Origin of the sequence: Hwangdonia sp. (assembly GCF_048381975.1) — a bacterium.
Classification (GTDB): domain Bacteria; phylum Bacteroidota; class Bacteroidia; order Flavobacteriales; family Flavobacteriaceae; genus Hwangdonia; species Hwangdonia seohaensis.
In genome coordinates this window covers 1-16,942 of record NZ_JBLWYT010000003.1, presented here as the reverse complement: position 1 = coordinate 16,942, position 16,942 = coordinate 1, and the positions used below count along the sequence as shown (strand labels likewise).

The following is a 16,942-nucleotide window of genomic DNA, read 5'->3' as shown; positions in this document are numbered from 1 at the left end:
CATATTTTTTAAGTATCTTTCGGTATAAATAATTAATTGTAATTTCGAGCGCAGCGAGAAATCCCATTAAAGTTATCCCCAATTTTGAAAAAGATATTTTTCACATTATTATTGATTGTTTTAGGGTTTAAATCCTATGCGTCCTACATCCTTATTCCTATGGATGCAGAGAGTCAAAAAAATCATTTGAAGGCTTACGGTATAACCTATTGGACGCTAAATAAACAGCTAAAAATAAAATGGCTACTAAATTATCGTGGCGGTTCGTTTTTATTGCCCGATACCGAAGAAATTCAACGAGAATGCCAAATACGTGGAGTTTCGTTTGAAGTGATTTCCAATTCAAAAGCAGAAACTATTTTAGAAGATATTAGCAGTCCGAGTAAAAACATGGAAGCCGTAGTTTTAGAAAAAGCGCCTAAAATTGCCGTTTACACGCCTTATGGCAAACAACCTTGGGACGATGCCGTAACCATGGTGTTGCAATACGCTGAAATTCCTTATGAAACCGTTTACGACGAAGAGGTTTTAAACGACGGTTTGTTGCTGTTTGATTGGCTGCATTTGCACCACGAAGATTTTACGGGACAGTTTGGTAAATTTTACGGAGCTTACAGGTCTGCAAATTGGTATATTCAAGAAAAAAAGGATGCCGAAGCATTGGCTGCAAAATTAGGTTACAGTAAGGTTTCTGATGCGAAACTTGATGTGGCCTTAAAAATCAGGGACTATGTTATTGGTGGTGGTTTTATGTTTGCCATGTGTAGCGCGACCGATAGTTTTGATATCGCATTATCGGCCGAAGACATCGATATTTGCGAACCCATGTTTGATGGTGATGGCAGCACTCCCGGATATCAAAATAAAATAGATTACAACAAAACCTTTGCTTTTACAGATTTTACTTTAGAAACAAATCCGAGTATTTATGAGTTTTCGTCAATAGATATGACCAGAAAGCGCATGATTCGTAAAACGGTGGACTATTTTTCCTTAATGGAATTTTCGGCTAAATGGGATCCCATTCCAACCATGCTATGCCAAAACCACACCGCTTTGGTAAAAGGATTTATGGGACAAACCACGGCCTTTACGAGAGATGAAATAAAATCGAATGTATTGGTAATGGGCGAAAACAAATCTAATGGAGAAGCCAAATATATTCATGGCATAAAAGGAAAAGGGTTTTTTACGTTTTATGGCGGGCACGACCCCGAAGATTATCAGCATAGGGTAGGCGATGCCAAAACCGAATTGGATTTACACCCAACCTCTCCGGGGTATCGATTGATTTTAAACAATGTATTGTTTCCGGCGGCAAGAAAGAAAAAGCAGAAAACTTAATTTAATCTTGCCCCGATTTTATTAATGTAAAAGCATTATTAGCAATAACCCTTTGTGCATTTTGGAAAAATTCTGTCAATTCGAGTGAATTTTACGATTGAAATGAGTAAAATTTGTATAGAGAATAAGGGTTTTTGAACCATAAATGAGTTCTCGATACAATTTTTCGTTCCTCAAAATCACTCGAACTGACATATTGAAATTATTTTCATTCAAAATGAACAACGGCTTAGTAATACCTTATTTTCACCCAAACTTCGGCATCATTTTTTTTGACTTCGGAAACAAAGGCTTTTGAACTTGGTCGCCAACCTTCTTTGTTTTTTGTGGAATTGAAATTAGCCCTTCTGTACGTAATTCTGTTAGTAGACTTTACCATCTTGATGATATCGTTTTCTTTTGGTTTTGTATCCTCTATTGATGCTATTTGACCCACTTTTTCCAATCCGCGTCGCCAAATAATTTTCGCTATTTGACCTTTGGTTGGTTGTACATAAGGACCGTTTTCGGTTTCGTTGCCAACATACAACCATCCGGATTCGCCAATCGAACTGGAGTTTTTAATATTAGATATGGCAGAATTCATATCGAGCGAGTCGCGTTTTATGCCCCAAATATTTGTCAGGTATTCTATATAGTCTTCAACTGAATTTGCCTTTTCAATATGATTCCAATATTGTTCTGGCTGTAAACTGTTTTTTAAATCATCATAAAGCTTCTTATTTATTGAATCTGATTTTTTAAGGTCTTTATAAGTTTCAGTCGCTTTTATTGTTAAAACATCAATTTGATCTGCTTGTAAATCCATTTGCTTTCTGGTAGTGCTAACATAATACAGAAACCCTACGAGCATGGCAACTATTATATAATAAGCCCATTGATAACGCTTGTCCTTTTTTTCAATTTCCTTAATTTTATCATCGATACGTTTCATTCTTTTCTAATTTAAATTTTTATATAATTATAAAACTCGGTGTTAAATTTTTCAATTTCAGTATCCGATAATTTATTCATAACACGTGTTAAGCGCTCGCGTTTTAGTTTTAAGAGCTCCATTAAATCTATATTTCGTTCTCTTTTTTTAATGGCTCCAAAAGGATTAATGGATAATAAATTCAAAGCCAAACTTCCTGTTGCGGCAATCCAAAAAGGTACTGTAATAAAATCTGTAAAGCCTAAAAATGCAAATGTAATAAGGCTTAAAACGCCAACAATTATAATCATCTTCCAGCTTTTTTTAATGCCTTTTTCGTGCATTTTAGAGGCGCGATTTATTTCATCTTCTGAAACTAATAAATCTTCAAGATCAACCTCCGTTTGAATGGCTTTTCCTGTAGATTCTTCTGTTGTATTCGCAATAATTTTCGCTGGAGCTTCAGACACACCAATAAGTTTGAGTACTTTTTTAAGATTTGCCGAGGCTTTTTCTTTTAATCCGAGAAAAGACAAAATATCATGTATCGCTTTATCAGGGTTATTGGTTAAATCTGCATATTGCCTACGTTGCCAACGCATAGGTAATTTACATTCTTCAATAAGGATAGGGACCATTTTCTTTTTGGTGTTAATGGCAATGGAAACCTCGTCCTGAACATTGGGCGACTCGACGGAAGTTGGTGATAAAATAAGCATTAAAGTTCCTGATTTTTCCAAGGCTTCCTCGATGGCATCGTCCCAGTTTTCACCGAGACCGATACCTAGTTGGTCTATCCAAACGTTTACGCCCAAGCTTTGCAATTCTTTAACAAGTCCGATAGCGAAGGGTCTATCTTTACTTGAGTAGCTTACAAAAATAGTTTCTGCACTCATGTTATTCGTTTTTAGTTGGTTAGGATTAATTAAGGAGATGTTAATATAGTCATTTTTTGATTAGATTATTAGTTTTTTTTTTATAAGGATTCATTTTATTACGATGGTAACCAGTTGTTTATACTGCTAATTGATTCTGAAAGTTATTTTATAAAAAGTTGAGATTAACTTAATAATTGCGCTTTTAAAAATTGTGTAAATTCATCATCATCTTTATTTGTTAAGGCAACATATCCGGCGTATGCATTGGTATGCATAGACACTTTTTCCCTAATGGGTATATTTGTTGACGCTTTTATGTAAAACTCTTTGGCGCGTTCCAAATTACCTAAATACATGTTTGCTTCGGCAACGGTGGCATATTTCCAAAGATTATCATCGCAATGCTCCGTAGCTTCCAATGCTTGATTTGCATATTTTTTCATTTCAGATTTTCCCGTTTCCGGATCGGTTACAATACTTAAAAAAGCTAAATTGATGGCGTGATAATATATTTGGGAATAGGCTTCGTTTTCAACCGAAATTTCTAAGGCTTTACTATAATAATCACGGGATAGCTGACTGGATTTATACGAATAGGTTTTTAAATAGTCGCGTTTATGCCTCCCAGCGATGATTCCCATTAAATCCGTATTGTTTTTTGCCATGGGGTGATGGTTTAGTATCTCATAAACTTCGTCTTTACGTTCAAGCCCTTCCAATGCAAAAATGAGTTGGGTTAAGCCTCTTTTATCGAGATCGTCTTTTATGGGAAGCAGCTTTTTAACTACGGCATCATACTTGCCCAAGGTTAAATTTATTTCTTCTTTATTGGTATATTGATTAAAGAATTTACTTCCTGTTAAGCTGTTTAAAATTAAAGTGTAGGCATCGTCTTTTTCGTTGTCCGGTTTTACTATTTGTAAATGTTTGCCATCCACAATTTCGCAATATTCTTGACTAAAGGGTTTGTGGCAAGAATCGATTGAAACATATTCATCTTCTGATGAAGCCGCTACCTTTAGTTTAAAAGGATACGCATTGTTGAAGGTGTCTTTCCATTGGTTGCGAAGCGATGTTATGTAATCACCTTCACTACTCAGTTCGCTATATTTTTTGTTCCATTGTTTGGCAAGCACTTCTGGAGCAATGCCGTTACTGGGCGTGCCGAACATAATGAGATGCGAAATTCTATTTCTATGGTCTTCGTCCAGTCCTAAAATGGCTTTTTGCGCAACTAATCCGCCCAAACTGTGCGCAACGATTGCTATGCGATTGTAATCTTTGAATTTATATTTTATGGATGTTTTTAAGAAACCGGCGATTTTATCTACGTCAAGAATAGCACCCCAAATATCTTTTCCCAATTTTGGCTGTACAACAGGCGAATACCCCAGGGGTTTCATGGCCCAACCATCAAAATTGGAATCGGCCTGCAACATTTTCGGGATATTGCCAAAGGTATCTTTTGATTCTCCCGAGAAACCATGAACAAAAAGCAATAAGTTGTTTCCTTCCGATCGTTCCCAAGATTCTAAATCACTACTTTTTGAAGCTACGGATTCAACTTGTTGCGCTTGAACCTTAAATTTATTGGTAACGATTTTCTCTTTAAAACTTTTGGGAATATAACTAATAACAAAGTCGCTATTCATTTGAAGGTTGGCGTAAGGCGTTTGGTCCTTAACAATGTCGCTGCGTTCCTTAAGTGTTTTAATCAACTCAGGAATTCGGGTGAACACATAATTAACGGTTTCCACCATTCTAATGTATTCATCGGCAAAAAAGTGTTTATGCTTAGCGTTTAGTGCCTCAATAAAGGACGTTGTAAGCACGCTGTAATCATCGTTATTATCGCCCCACGATAACTCTTCGGCTTGAGACGAGGCTATAATTACCATGCCTTGTTCGTCATCGATTTCCTGGGCGATGCCTTCTAAGTCTTCAGATTTATGAAGCGTATTTTGGGCTGTGTTTTTTGAAATGGTTTGCGAAATAATATCGTCTTTTCCATCAAAAAAACCTCCAGAATGGCAACAGTCAAACATGATAATCATTCTTTTTGATTTCATTTGACTGAGTTTCTCCCTTAATTTCTCTCCCAATATTAAGCTTTCGCTGGTAGCTCCATAGGGCAATAAGTATGAGCGCCCTTCGTGATAGCCACCATGCCCGGAATAAAATAAAAGGAAAGATGAGTTCTCATCAATTTTGGTTATGTAATTATCAATGGCCGTATTAATGCTTTCGGTTGTGGCTTCTTTATCGAGTAAGAGCGTGATGTTTTCTTCTTTGTAGCCACACAATTCTTGATTGGTTAACACATCAAAAATAACTTGAGCGTCCCTAAGCACTTGGGTGGTTTTTTGTTCATTGTCCACACCAATAATCAAAGCGTATGCGTTATCTAGTTTTTTCATATTGAATTTACAATGATATTTTGTTGAATAATGTTTTCATTTGAATAACTTGATTAGAAGTAATCTTTGGAGAATTTAAGCCAATATTGTTCAGCTCTATAAGGGTTTTTAACTGACGCGCTTTTTGATTGTTGATGATGTCGTGATCGGCTAAAGTGGTTGTTAATGCAAAATTCGAGGCACCATTGGTAGCGATTCCTTTTGTAGCTGCCATGTTTTTTAGGGTTTGGTTAATAGCATCCTGTAATTCCAGCAACTCTTGATATGGGGTTTCGGCATGACTTTTTTTAGGAACTATTTTTGAATCTTTGGGAATAATGCTGCTTCCATCTTTTGGGATGATGCTGGAGCCATCTTTTGCGGTTATTTCCGAAGACCCCAATCCAATTAATTTTGAGGCTTCTTGCAGTTTGTCGTCAATAAAGTTCATTTCAAAACCTTGCGCACCGGCTTTAATTGAACCTAAGCTACCAATAACTTTTCCTATATGTTCTCTAAAAAAAAGTAATCCCGCCAATACGGTTAATGGCCAGATAATAACGTCTAGTAAATTTATTAATTCTTGCATGGCTTTTTTTTTGGTTAGTATTATATGGTTTTGTTTTTCCAAAAATTCATTATTTGATTAATGAATTCTGGCGTGTTTTTAATGGTTTTAAAATGATAATCGTGTTGAAACGTGGTTGGTGTGTAATTAAACCCTTGGGCCACAGATTTTTTTAGAAATTCTATGGCTTTGTCTTTTTCGCCCATTGATGCATGGTACTGCGCCCAACCGTAATCGATAGCTCCAAACTGATAATCGGTTCTTAAACCGTTTAGTTTTTCAATTTGAGTTTTGGCAGCTTCAGAGTGGCCGTTTTTAAAATAACTTATGGCTAACAATACCAAATATTCAATATTATGGGGTTCAGCTTCGTGTAGCGATTTATATAAATCTTCAGCATTTGTATAATCACCTTTATAATAATAGGCCGTGGCGAGATTGGGTTTAGCGTTAGTTGCGTTGCTGTTCGAAATAACTTTATTAAAATAGGTATCTGCTTCAGCTTTTTTATTGGCATTTAAAAACTGCATTCCGGTAAATACATTTAAATAATCCATATCTTCATTTGACGCGGTTAAAGCATAGTGCGACAGGTATTTTTCCAGCTCTATAATTTTACCGGATTTCACATAGGCACTTAATAACGGACGCTTTAAATAATTGGCCTCAATAATGTTTGTAACGGGCGCTAATATTTTTATAACGTTGTTGTACTTACCAAGTTCAACGTCGGCAAGTCCTTTAACATAATATCTAAAGCCGCAGCGTGTACAATTGTCTAAAACCATGTCTTCCATAGGGATTTCATTGTATATGGCGTCAATGTCTTCAGGCCTATTAACATATTGCAGGGCAATGGTCATGGTGGTTTGATTGGTGTTCATATCCAAAGAAGCCACATCGTATTCTTTTTTAATAGCGCGATAGGTTTTATCGTTTTTTCCGCTAATAATGGATTCGTAGAAAAGCATCCAGTTTTTTTGTCTTGCGTTTAATGTTGAATTTGTTGCAACGGTTTTTATTAGTGAATCTGTAATTGAAAATAAACCTTTGTTGTAATAGTAAGCCATAAGATGGGCTTTTGGTTCGAAAAAATCCAAATCGTTTTTAATGGCTTTGTTTAAGTATTCCAAGTGGATTTTGTCATTTTCAATATTATCCAACGCATTTATTAAATACTGATAGGCTTCATAATTAGGAGGTGTTTCTTCGTAATATGAAGCTACTTGATTATTGTTTTTCTTTATATAACCAGACTCATCTTGTCGGTCTTCAGTCGATAAATACCCAAGAACATCTTGTTTTAATTTTTCCGCACAATCCAGCGGTGCATTGGGGTCGCACTTAATGGTTTCAAAAGAGATTAAAGTTTTGTCAACCAAACCATCTTTTATGGAGCCCTGCAAAAACAACGTATCTTTTTCCATGTAAAAAGTGCCTTCAATGACCTTACCTGGTTTTAGGTAGTTTTTTAGAAGATTGTTTAAATCTATTGATTTTCCGGCTTGAGATTTTATAACACTGGTATAATCGCTAACAATTTTAGATGAAATCACTTGGCCAACTTCATTTTCGGTAATGCCGTGGCTAATATACCTAGCCGCTATTCTGCCCACATTGTCTAAATCTGTATTGCCCGTTGTGTTTTCAAAATCCAAAACAGCAATTTTATCGTTTCCCTTTAATGCCTTTAATGAAATCTTTTCCCCAAAATTATTTTTAAAAATGAGGGTAATGGCAATACCAGAAAGCAAACCAATAACAAATAAAGACGAAAAGTACATTTTTTGAAATGCACTTTTGTTATACGGTGTTGTTGGGTCTTGGGTTTGTTGTATTTCGTGTTTAAGAAGCCTAAACTTCCATACATAGTAAATATAAATGGGGAACCCAAACAACAGAATAACGATGAGATAGGTAACACTTTTTTCAGGAAGTCCGAGGGGCGAAGTTATAAGCGCTAACACTTGCAATACTACCCAGCTCGATACTATATAAATAGAAAGCATTTTAAAAACTCCCTTTTTATGGCACTCTTTAACGAAACCTTTTAGGTTCATTTTTCAGTTGATTAATTGAAGTGGTTAAGAGTAAATGGGATTAATAGCTTGCTAAAGTTACATTTTTTCACTAATATAGAGCATAATTAACTTTAAAAATATATATCATGGCAAGTAACAAAAACTCTGATACTATTCATCCGAAGGACGGAAGTAGTATCATCCCAAAAGATGGAAGCAGTATTAAACCAAAAGACGGCTCTAGTATCATTCCAAAAGATGGAAGCAGTATTAAACCAAAAGATGGCTCTAGCATCATTCCAAAAGACGGTAGCAGTATTAAACCAAAAGATAAAAGACATTAAACCTGACTGTTATTTGAAATAGATACTATTCAATGATTAAATCTTGCCCTATATTTTAAGCAATTGAAAACATAAAAAAACCGAGACAGAAATGACTCGGTTTTTTTATTGGACCCAAATAGCAAATCATTCCTCAACAAAAAACTGCTTTTTTAAACTTAAGTGTATTTGTTGCAAATGAAAGCTGATGGTAGTTAAATTCGCAGCGTGTTTAAAAACTACTATTTGCGATATAAAAATGAAGTAAATTTTTAAATTGATTAATCAACCAGCTCAATGGTTCTTTTGAAAGTGTAGATAAACCCATCAGCACCGGTACCAGTTGTTGTTATGTTTTGGTCAATTGTTAACGTGTTTTGAGAAATCTCAAAATTACCAAACTCGGAGGTATTAATGGTCAAAAAGGTTTTGCCGCTAGGACCTTGAATAACATCAAATTCATAAGTTCCGGAATCCAGCGCATCCTCAATCGTGTCGTCATCATTATTATTTTCAACAACAAGCGTTTTGGTTGCATCGTTAAAAGCCCATACAATGGTATCAAGGCTAAATGTTTCATTTACGCCGGCAACACCACCAGTTACGTTAACCAAGTGCCATAAATATTTTACTTTTTGAGGGTCTATGGGGTCTTCACTGGTTGAACAGCTTGAAAAAATAAACAAACAACTTAAAACGATTAGAATAGACTTCTTCATTATTTAAAATTTTAAAGATTTAGGATTTTATATATAGATGATAAAAAAACCAAAAGGTTGCGTTGAAATAATTTTAAATAGTGATTTATGGTTCGAAAAAGAGCGTTTTTTTCTATTTCTTATACTTAACTTTGTTAAAATAACCATGTTAATTCGAATTCTGATTCTATGAAATTTTTCAAGCTGCTCATATTTTTCCTCTTTTTGGTAACGGTTTCCTGTAAAAATAAAGTGCCGGTAAAAACAGGCGTTATTCCACAACCCAACCTAATCGAGTATCAACAAGGCACATTTACGGTTACTGATAATACGGTAATTGTTTCTGAAAATTCTGAAGAAGGAAAACGCATCGCAGCTGAATTGGTTTCTTTTTTTGATAAAAACTTCAATATAAAACTAAATACCTCGACCAAAATTCAGGACAATGCCATTCAATTAATAATATCTGAAGATGGTGATAATAAGGAAGCGTATCAACTTAACGTGACTAAAAAAGGTGTTTCGATAACAGGGAAAACCTACCATGGCGTGTTTTATGGGGTACAAACCTTAAAGCAGTTGCTAACGCCTAAAGCTTTGATTAATGCACCGATACTTCATTTTGTTCATATTAAAGATGCACCCGAATTTGGTTGGCGTGGTATGATGTTGGACGTGTCGCGGCATTTTTTCCCTAAAGATTCCGTTAAAAAAGTAATCGACATTTTAGCCATGCACAAAATGAATAAATTCCATTGGCATTTGGTTGATGGCATTGGTTGGAGGATTCAAATTGATAAGTATCCGGAATTAATCGAAAAAGGGGCTTGGAGAAAAGTAAAAGAAAACAAAAAACCGTGGGAAGGTTTTGAGGCAACTTATAAGGATACCGAAGGTGAGGTTTACGGCGGATTTTATACCAAAGCTGATATTAAAGAGGTTGTGGCATATGCTGCCGAACGGTATATTGATGTGATTCCTGAAATTGAAATGCCCGGGCATTCTGAAGCGGCACTGCAATGTTATCCGGAATTTACTTGTGATGGCGAAGGTACATCCGGGGTGTATTGCGCCGGTAACGATGGATCTTTTGAGTTTTTACAGAATATAATTAGCGAGGTTGTGCCACTGTTTCCGTACAAATATTTACATATTGGTGGCGATGAGGTTGGTAAATCGGCTTGGTTAAATTGTAAAAAATGCCAAAAAAGAATGCAGGATGAAAATCTTGAAAATGCCGAAGAATTGCAAAGCTATTTTGTAAAACGTATGGAAAAATTCATCCATTCGAAAAATAAAAAATTAATTGGATGGGACGAAATACTGGAAGGTGGTTTGCCGGAGCGAGCCACTGTTATGTCGTGGCGCGGATTTGAGGGTGGTATAGAAGCCGCCAATGCAGGGCACGATGTGGTAATGTCGCCCGGGTCTCCTTTGTATTTTGATCACAATCAAGGCAAAAGCGAGTTCGAGCCACCATCTTGGGGCGGCTACAACAACTTGCTCAAGGTTTACGATTTTAATCCCGTTCCCGATGCTATTGCAGCAGATAAAAGGCATCATATTCTTGGTGGGCAAGCCAATCTTTGGACCGAACAAATCAAAACCTTAAGTCATGCACAATATATGATGTTGCCCAGGTTGAGTGCGTTGTCTGAAGCACTTTGGACAAACCCTAACCAAAAAAACAAGAATGAATTCATAAAAAGAATAGATGTTCATTTTGATAGATTTAAGGAACTAAACTACCATTTCGCGGGGAGTTCACTGGCACCAGATTATAACGTAACTTATAATAAAGCTGATAAAACCTTTGTGCTTGAATTGAAAAACGAATTGGGTATAAATGAGATTAGATATACTTTAGACGGTACGGCACCAACAGTAAACTCGGAATTATATACGGCGCCAATACGCTACACCAAGCCCATTAATGTACACGCACAAGCCTTTAGAAACGGGGAGCCTATTGGTTTTCCTTTAAAGAAAATGTTTTCCACCGGTTTTGGCGATAAATGCAAGGTTACATATACCCATCCTTATAACGAAAGTTACAGCGGCGGAGGCGAACAGGCTTTGTTTAATAATAAGTTTGCAAATCCAAGAGGCGACGACCCCAATTGGCAAGGGTTTCCTAAAAAGGACTTTGAAGTAATTCTCGACTTGGGAGAACCCAATGCATTATCTTATGTTGGTTTAAACTTTTTTCAGCACATTGGGGCTACTTCCGTTATGTTGCCAACTCAAGTGGTTATTGGTATTTCGGAAGATGGTAAAGCCTTTAAAACAATTTTGGATAAAACTTTAGAAACCGTAAAAGACAGAGATCCTATTATAAAAAGAATAGAAACGGAATTTGAAAAGCAAGACGTTTCCTTTATTAAAATTTCAGCAAAAAACAGAGGTCAATTACCAGAATGGCATATTCGAAACGGTTTTGCTTGGGTATTTGTTGATGAGGTTACGGTAAAATAAAACATCAAATTTCTATGAATTTTTTTCAAAAAGAAATACGGTTAAAAGCACAATCAAGAGGGTTTCATTTGATTACGGACGCTATTTTAGAGGCGATTCCAGAAATTAGAACCATTAAAATAGGGCAGATGCAGGTGTTTATAAAGCATACATCGGCGAGTTTAACCATAAATGAAAATGCTGACTACACGGTAAGAACCGATTTTGAAAGTCATTTCAATAAAATGATTCCTGAAAACGCACCGTATTACGAGCATACTTACGAAGGGCCTGATGATATGCCCGCACATATTAAAGCATCGGTTTTAGGCGCTTCAGTACTCATACCAATACGCAACGGAAAACTAAATTTAGGGATTTGGCAAGGGGTTTATTTGTGTGAACACAGAAACTCTGGTGGTTCAAGAAAACTTGTAATTACCGCCTACGGGATTTGAGTTCTTTAAGGAATCTTTATTTTTTCCTCCTTGTCAATAATTAATTTTTGTAAAATGTGTTCAACCCCAAACTCATCATTGGTTTTGGTTTCAAAACGCGCTGTTTGCTTTACCACCTCATGGGCGTTTTTCATGGCATAGCTAAAATAGCCCTGTTTTAGCATTTCTATATCATTATGGTAATCGCCAAAAACCATCGTTTCTTCAGCTGAAATTTGATACGAATCTTGCAGCAATTTAATGGCATGACCTTTATTGGCCAAATTATCGGAAATATCCACCCAATGTCTCGCCGAGGTTTTTACTTTAAAATGAGCTTCCAAATGCTTTACATGCGGATAGATATGTTTTTCTGAATTTTCTTCGTGATAAAGAGAAACCTTGTAAATATCTTCATTAATCTCGTCGATGTTTTCAATAATTTGAAAACTCGGATAATACTCAGTTAAAACATCCGATAGAGCTGTCGAGTTCTTTGTTATAAAGGCTTTGGTTTTTCCACAGAAAACGGGGTGTGCATTTTCTAATGAATCAATCAGAGCTGTAATTTCTGAAAGCTTATCTGTTTTTATGGGCGTAGATAGCAGGGTTTCGTCTCTCTTAGATACAAGTCCGCCATTTTCCGAAACTATAATGATATCGTTTTTTATACCGTTTAATTTTTTGGTAATGCTATAGTGGGGCCTGCCACTGGCGGCTACAAACAACACGCCGTGGTCTGTCATTTTATTGAATAATTTAAAAAACTCGGGACTCACTTGGTGCTTCGAGTTTAGGAGCGTACCGTCCATATCGGTAACCACTAATTTTACTTTTGATAGATTCATGCCAGGGTTGTTTTAATAATTTGCAAAAGTAACACTCCTTTGATAGAGAATTGTTTTTTAAAAGTTAATTTTAGTTAAACAAAAAAAATCCGATTCAATTAAGAACCGGATTTTTATATTAAGCGAATAATATGATTTTACAATAGGCGAAACGCCTTATTTAATTTTCTCTACTACAGCTTTAAAAGCCTCTGGGTTATTCATGGCTAAATCCGCTAAAACCTTACGGTTTAATTCAATGTCATTAGCTCTTAATTTCCCCATAAATTGAGAATAAGATAAACCATGTTCTCTGGCTCCAGCGTTAATACGCGTAATCCATAAAGCACGGAATGTTCTTTTTTTGTTTCTACGGTCTCTGTACGAATATTGCATCGCTTTGTCAACCGCATTTTTTGCTACTGTCCAAACGTTTTTACGACGTCCGAAATAGCCTTTTGCTTGTTTAATTACCTTTTTTCTTCTGGCTCTTTTGGCTACAGAATTTACTGATCTTGGCATAATTTTAATTGTTTTTTGTAGTAGGCGACCGATAATCGGTACTTTTAACTTCGTATTTCTATCTTCGTACTTGGTTGCCTAACTCCAGGGTTTATAAATTGTTTTAACCGGTTAAAACGGTATTACTTTAAACGTAACATGGTTTTAACATTATCTTCGTCAGCCTTATGTACTAAAGTATCATGGGTTAACGCTAGCTTACGCTTTTTAGATTTCTTTGTTAAGATGTGACTCTTAAAAGCGTGCTTCCTTTTAATTTTACCAGTACCCGTAAGCTTAAAACGCTTTTTGGCACTAGATTTTGTTTTCATTTTAGGCATTTTTTCTCCTAGTTTTTTAATTATTTCGCTTAATTGCTTTTGTGCCGAACCTTTTTCGGCGTCGTATTGTTTTACTAAAATTTCTACCTTGGTATAAGCCGTAGGGTCAAATCTAGTATTTTAACTATTCATTACTTTTTGGGAGCAATAAACATCGTCATCCGTTTACCTTCTAAACGAGGCATTTGCTCAACTTTCCCAAATTCTTCAAGGTCTTGGGCTAATCGTAATAACAAAATCTGGCCTTGCTCCTTAAATATGATTGAACGTCCTTTAAAGAATACAAAAGCTTTTAATTTTGCACCTTCTTTTAAGAACTTCTCAGCATGTTTCTTTTTAAATTCGTAATCGTGGTCATCAGTTTGAGGACCAAAACGAATTTCTTTAATCGTTACTTTGGTGGCTTTAGATTTTAAAGCTTTGTCCCGTTTCTTTTGTTCATAAAGAAACTTCTTATAATCCATAACCTTACATACCGGAGGATCAGCATTTGGTGAAATCTCTACAAGATCTAATTCCTGCTCGTTTGCTATTCTCATAGCATCACCTTTGGTATAAATACCAATTTCGACGTTGTCTCCAACAAGGCGTACTTTTTGCGCTGTAATCTTAGAGTTAATCTTATGTTTATCCTCTTGTGAAACCCTTCTGGGTTGATGTCTTCTTCTAATTGCTATGGCGTTATGGTTTTAAATTAAACTTATTGTTTTTTAAAATGATTTTAATGTTTTTTTAATATCTTCTTTTATTATTTCAGTGAAAGCCTCTAAGGTAATCATTCCTAAATCTGCACCACCGTGTTGTCTAACCGTAATTTTGCCTTCTTGCTCTTCTTGCTCACCAATAATAATCATATAAGGGTGTTTCTGGATCTCTGCTTCACGTATTTTTTTCCCTATAGTCTCATTTCTATGGTCAACGAGGGCGCGAATTTCGTTATTTTCTAGCAAATTTAAAACTTTTTCAGAGTATTTTTCATATTTCTCGCTAATTGATAATATAATTGTTTGAATTGGCATCAACCAAATAGGAAAATTTCCGCCTGTATGTTCAAGCAATAAAGCCACAAAACGCTCCATGCTACCAAAAGGTGCACGATGTATCATAATAGGTCTGTGTAGCTCATTGTCACTGCCTTTATAGGTTAAATCGAAACGTTCGGGCAGGGTGTAATCTACCTGAATAGTGCCCAATTGCCACTTTCTGCCTAAAGCATCTTTAACCATAAAGTCCAATTTTGGTCCATAAAAAGCAGCCTCGCCAGTTTCAATTACATAATCTAAGCCTTTTTCTTCGGCAGCATTAATAATGGCTTGCTCCGCTTTTTCCCAATTTTCAACAGTACCAATGTATTTGTCTGGATTTTCCGGATCCCTTACAGAAACCTGCGCCGTAAAGTTTTCAAATCCTAAGGAACCAAATACATAAAGTACCAAATCTATCACATCCTTAAATTCCTTATCCAATTGCTCTGGCGTACAAAACAGGTGGGCATCATCTTGAGTAAAACCGCGTACACGGGTTAAACCGTGCAGTTCGCCACTTTGTTCGTATCTGTAAACGGTGCCAAATTCAGCAAAACGTTTGGGTAAATCTTTATAGCTCCATGGACTGCTTTTGTAAATTTCACAGTGGTGCGGACAATTCATGGGCTTTAATAAAAACTCTTCATCTTCTTTTGGAGTCTTAATCGGCTGAAAACTATCTGCCCCATATTTTTCATAATGACCGGAGGTTACATATAATTCTTTTTGGCCAATATGTGGTGTTACTACCATTTCGTAACCCGCTTTCTTTTGTGCCGCTTTTAAAAAGTTCTCTAAACGCTCGCGTAAGGCAGCACCTTTTGGAAGCCAAAGCGGTAAACCCTGTCCCACTTTTTGCGAAAATGTAAAAAGCTCCAACTCTTTGCCAAGTTTCCTGTGGTCACGCTTTTTGGCCTCTTCAAGCAGCTCCAAATATTCGGTAAGCTCCTTTTGCTTTGGGAACGAAATACCATAAACACGGGTTAGTTGTGGTTTGTTTTCGTCACCTCGCCAATAAGCACCGGCAACACTCAATACCTTAACCGCTTTTATAATACTGGTATTGGGTATATGTCCTCCACGGCACAAATCGGTAAAAGTCGAGTGGTCGCAAAACGTAATCGTGCCATCTTCCAAGTTCTCTATCAGTTCCGTTTTAAACGGGTTGTCCTTATAAAGTTCCAGCGCATCGGCCTTACTTGCCGAACGCATTTTAAAATCGTGTTTGCCACGGGCAATCTCCAGCATTTTGTTTTCAATCGCTTTAAAATCCTTTTCCGAAACCACATGCTCACCAAAATCTACATCATAGTAAAACCCGTTTTCAATAGCAGGGCCAATGGTAAGTTTGGCATGAGGATACAATTCCTCAATAGCCTGTGCCAAAACGTGTGCCGAAGAATGCCAAAATGCCGTTTTACCTTCATCATCCCGCCATGTATATAAAACCAAAGCGCCATCGGTGGTTAACGGTGTAACGGTTTCTACGGTTGTACCATTAAAATTGGCCGAAATTACATTCCGCGCAAATCCTTCACTTATGCTTTTGGCAACATCCATTGGTGTAACGTTCTCTTCAAACGTTTTTACACTGCCATCAGGTAATGTTATATGTATCATTAAAAAAAATTAAATTCAGTGTGCAAAGATACTAGTATAAATAAATCCACACAATACATATATAATATATATAGGTATAATTTTTCAAGGGCGTTCCCCCGTTTGGTCGCTGAGGCTCCCGAAGCGGGGTCGGGCTTTCCAATACAATCTTTTTAAAAACGTCATTGCGAGGAGTTGGCGACGTGGCAATCTGCAAAAATTCAGTTCAAAGCCCAATACACCGCTTATTCTTTTTAAAAAGGCTTTCCACTGCTATCCCTAACGCAAGCGTGCCGGCAAATGGCGCCGCGCAAAAACCGGCGTCGGTGCCGTCCCCAAAAAAGAGGACCGATACCATAATATATGGCATACATTAAGTAACGGTTCTCGCAAATGCCCACGGCACAACCGCGCCGCCGCCGTGTTTTGCCAACGGCGCTCCCCGATTTCCAGTACGGCGGGATGCAGGACCATGGGTTTCAGGTTTTTTTTCCGGCCATAACCACCAGAGATTAAGCCCCTTAAAGCGCCCAAAAAAAAAGCCCAAAAAAAAGGCAAAAAAAGTTGTTGTTAAATGGAAAATGTGTCGTATGTTTGCAGCCGCTAAAACGGGCACG

16 protein-coding genes are annotated in these 16,942 nt (G+C 36.7%); 4 read left to right on the top strand and 12 right to left on the bottom strand.

Annotated features, from left to right (window positions below):
* Window positions 1–159 precede the first annotated feature (159 nt).
* Window positions 160–1,344 (top strand): asparagine synthetase B, encoded by a 1,185-nt coding sequence (locus ACN5J7_RS06325; protein WP_418603509.1) that lies wholly within the window; start codon window positions 160–162, stop codon window positions 1,342–1,344.
* 229 nt (window positions 1,345–1,573) lie between these two features.
* Here the strand turns inward: ACN5J7_RS06325 and ACN5J7_RS06320 are convergent, their stop codons facing one another.
* The 5 genes from ACN5J7_RS06320 to ACN5J7_RS06300 all read right to left on the bottom strand — a co-directional run bounded on the left by ACN5J7_RS06320 (window position 1,574) and on the right by ACN5J7_RS06300 (window position 8,159).
* Complete coding sequence (locus tag ACN5J7_RS06320) at window positions 1,574–2,278, bottom strand: hypothetical protein (protein ID WP_418603248.1); 705 nt, start codon at window positions 2,276–2,278, stop codon at window positions 1,574–1,576.
* A gap of 11 nt (window positions 2,279–2,289) precedes the next feature.
* Window positions 2,290–3,153 (bottom strand): toll/interleukin-1 receptor domain-containing protein, encoded by an 864-nt coding sequence (locus ACN5J7_RS06315; protein ID WP_418603247.1) that lies wholly within the window; start codon window positions 3,151–3,153, stop codon window positions 2,290–2,292.
* A 164-nt stretch (window positions 3,154–3,317) separates the two neighbouring features.
* Window positions 3,318–5,552: a caspase family protein gene (locus ACN5J7_RS06310; RefSeq protein ID WP_418603246.1), complete on the bottom strand. Its 2,235-nt coding sequence runs from the start codon at window positions 5,550–5,552 to the stop codon at window positions 3,318–3,320.
* Window positions 5,553–5,559: 7 nt separating this feature from the next.
* Window positions 5,560–6,120: a hypothetical protein gene (locus ACN5J7_RS06305; protein ID WP_418603245.1), complete on the bottom strand. Its 561-nt coding sequence runs from the start codon at window positions 6,118–6,120 to the stop codon at window positions 5,560–5,562.
* 20 nt (window positions 6,121–6,140) lie between these two features.
* On the bottom strand, window positions 6,141–8,159 hold the full coding sequence (locus ACN5J7_RS06300) for a tetratricopeptide repeat protein (protein ID WP_418603244.1): 2,019 nt from the start codon (window positions 8,157–8,159) through the stop codon (window positions 6,141–6,143).
* Between the two features lie 107 nt (window positions 8,160–8,266).
* Here ACN5J7_RS06300 and ACN5J7_RS06295 point away from each other — a divergent pair, with 107 nt between their 5' ends.
* Complete coding sequence (locus ACN5J7_RS06295; protein ID WP_311940543.1) at window positions 8,267–8,464, top strand: hypothetical protein; 198 nt, start codon at window positions 8,267–8,269, stop codon at window positions 8,462–8,464.
* 260 nt (window positions 8,465–8,724) lie between these two features.
* Here the strand turns inward: ACN5J7_RS06295 and ACN5J7_RS06290 are convergent, their stop codons facing one another.
* Complete coding sequence (locus ACN5J7_RS06290) at window positions 8,725–9,162, bottom strand: hypothetical protein (RefSeq protein WP_418603243.1); 438 nt, start codon at window positions 9,160–9,162, stop codon at window positions 8,725–8,727.
* Between the two features lie 168 nt (window positions 9,163–9,330).
* Between ACN5J7_RS06290 and ACN5J7_RS06285 the strand changes: the two genes are divergently transcribed.
* Both ACN5J7_RS06285 and ACN5J7_RS06280 read left to right on the top strand, forming a co-directional pair.
* Window positions 9,331–11,616: a beta-N-acetylhexosaminidase gene (locus tag ACN5J7_RS06285; RefSeq protein WP_418603242.1), complete on the top strand. Its 2,286-nt coding sequence runs from the start codon at window positions 9,331–9,333 to the stop codon at window positions 11,614–11,616.
* A gap of 14 nt (window positions 11,617–11,630) precedes the next feature.
* Window positions 11,631–12,053, top strand: a complete 423-nt coding sequence (locus ACN5J7_RS06280; protein WP_418603241.1) for a secondary thiamine-phosphate synthase enzyme YjbQ — start codon at window positions 11,631–11,633, stop codon at window positions 12,051–12,053.
* 5 nt (window positions 12,054–12,058) lie between these two features.
* Here ACN5J7_RS06280 and ACN5J7_RS06275 read toward each other — a convergent pair whose 3' ends face one another.
* The 6 genes from ACN5J7_RS06275 to ACN5J7_RS06250 form a co-directional block, all read right to left on the bottom strand.
* Complete coding sequence (locus ACN5J7_RS06275; RefSeq protein WP_418603240.1) at window positions 12,059–12,880, bottom strand: HAD family hydrolase; 822 nt, start codon at window positions 12,878–12,880, stop codon at window positions 12,059–12,061.
* Between the two features lie 156 nt (window positions 12,881–13,036).
* Complete coding sequence (gene rplT / locus ACN5J7_RS06270) at window positions 13,037–13,381, bottom strand: 50S ribosomal protein L20 (RefSeq protein ID WP_311940554.1); 345 nt, start codon at window positions 13,379–13,381, stop codon at window positions 13,037–13,039.
* Between the two features lie 122 nt (window positions 13,382–13,503).
* Complete coding sequence (rpmI, locus tag ACN5J7_RS06265; protein WP_139698285.1) at window positions 13,504–13,701, bottom strand: 50S ribosomal protein L35; 198 nt, start codon at window positions 13,699–13,701, stop codon at window positions 13,504–13,506.
* Between the two features lie 131 nt (window positions 13,702–13,832).
* On the bottom strand, window positions 13,833–14,378 hold the full coding sequence (gene infC / locus ACN5J7_RS06260) for a translation initiation factor IF-3 (protein ID WP_311940587.1): 546 nt from the start codon (window positions 14,376–14,378) through the stop codon (window positions 13,833–13,835).
* 33 nt (window positions 14,379–14,411) lie between these two features.
* Window positions 14,412–16,346, bottom strand: coding sequence for a threonine--tRNA ligase (gene thrS, locus ACN5J7_RS06255; RefSeq protein WP_418603239.1), 1,935 nt, complete (start codon window positions 16,344–16,346; stop codon window positions 14,412–14,414).
* Window positions 16,347–16,698: 352 nt separating this feature from the next.
* Window positions 16,699–16,942, bottom strand: a 244-nt coding sequence (locus tag ACN5J7_RS06250) for a hypothetical protein (RefSeq protein WP_418603238.1), incomplete at its 5' end; no start/stop codon positions are given.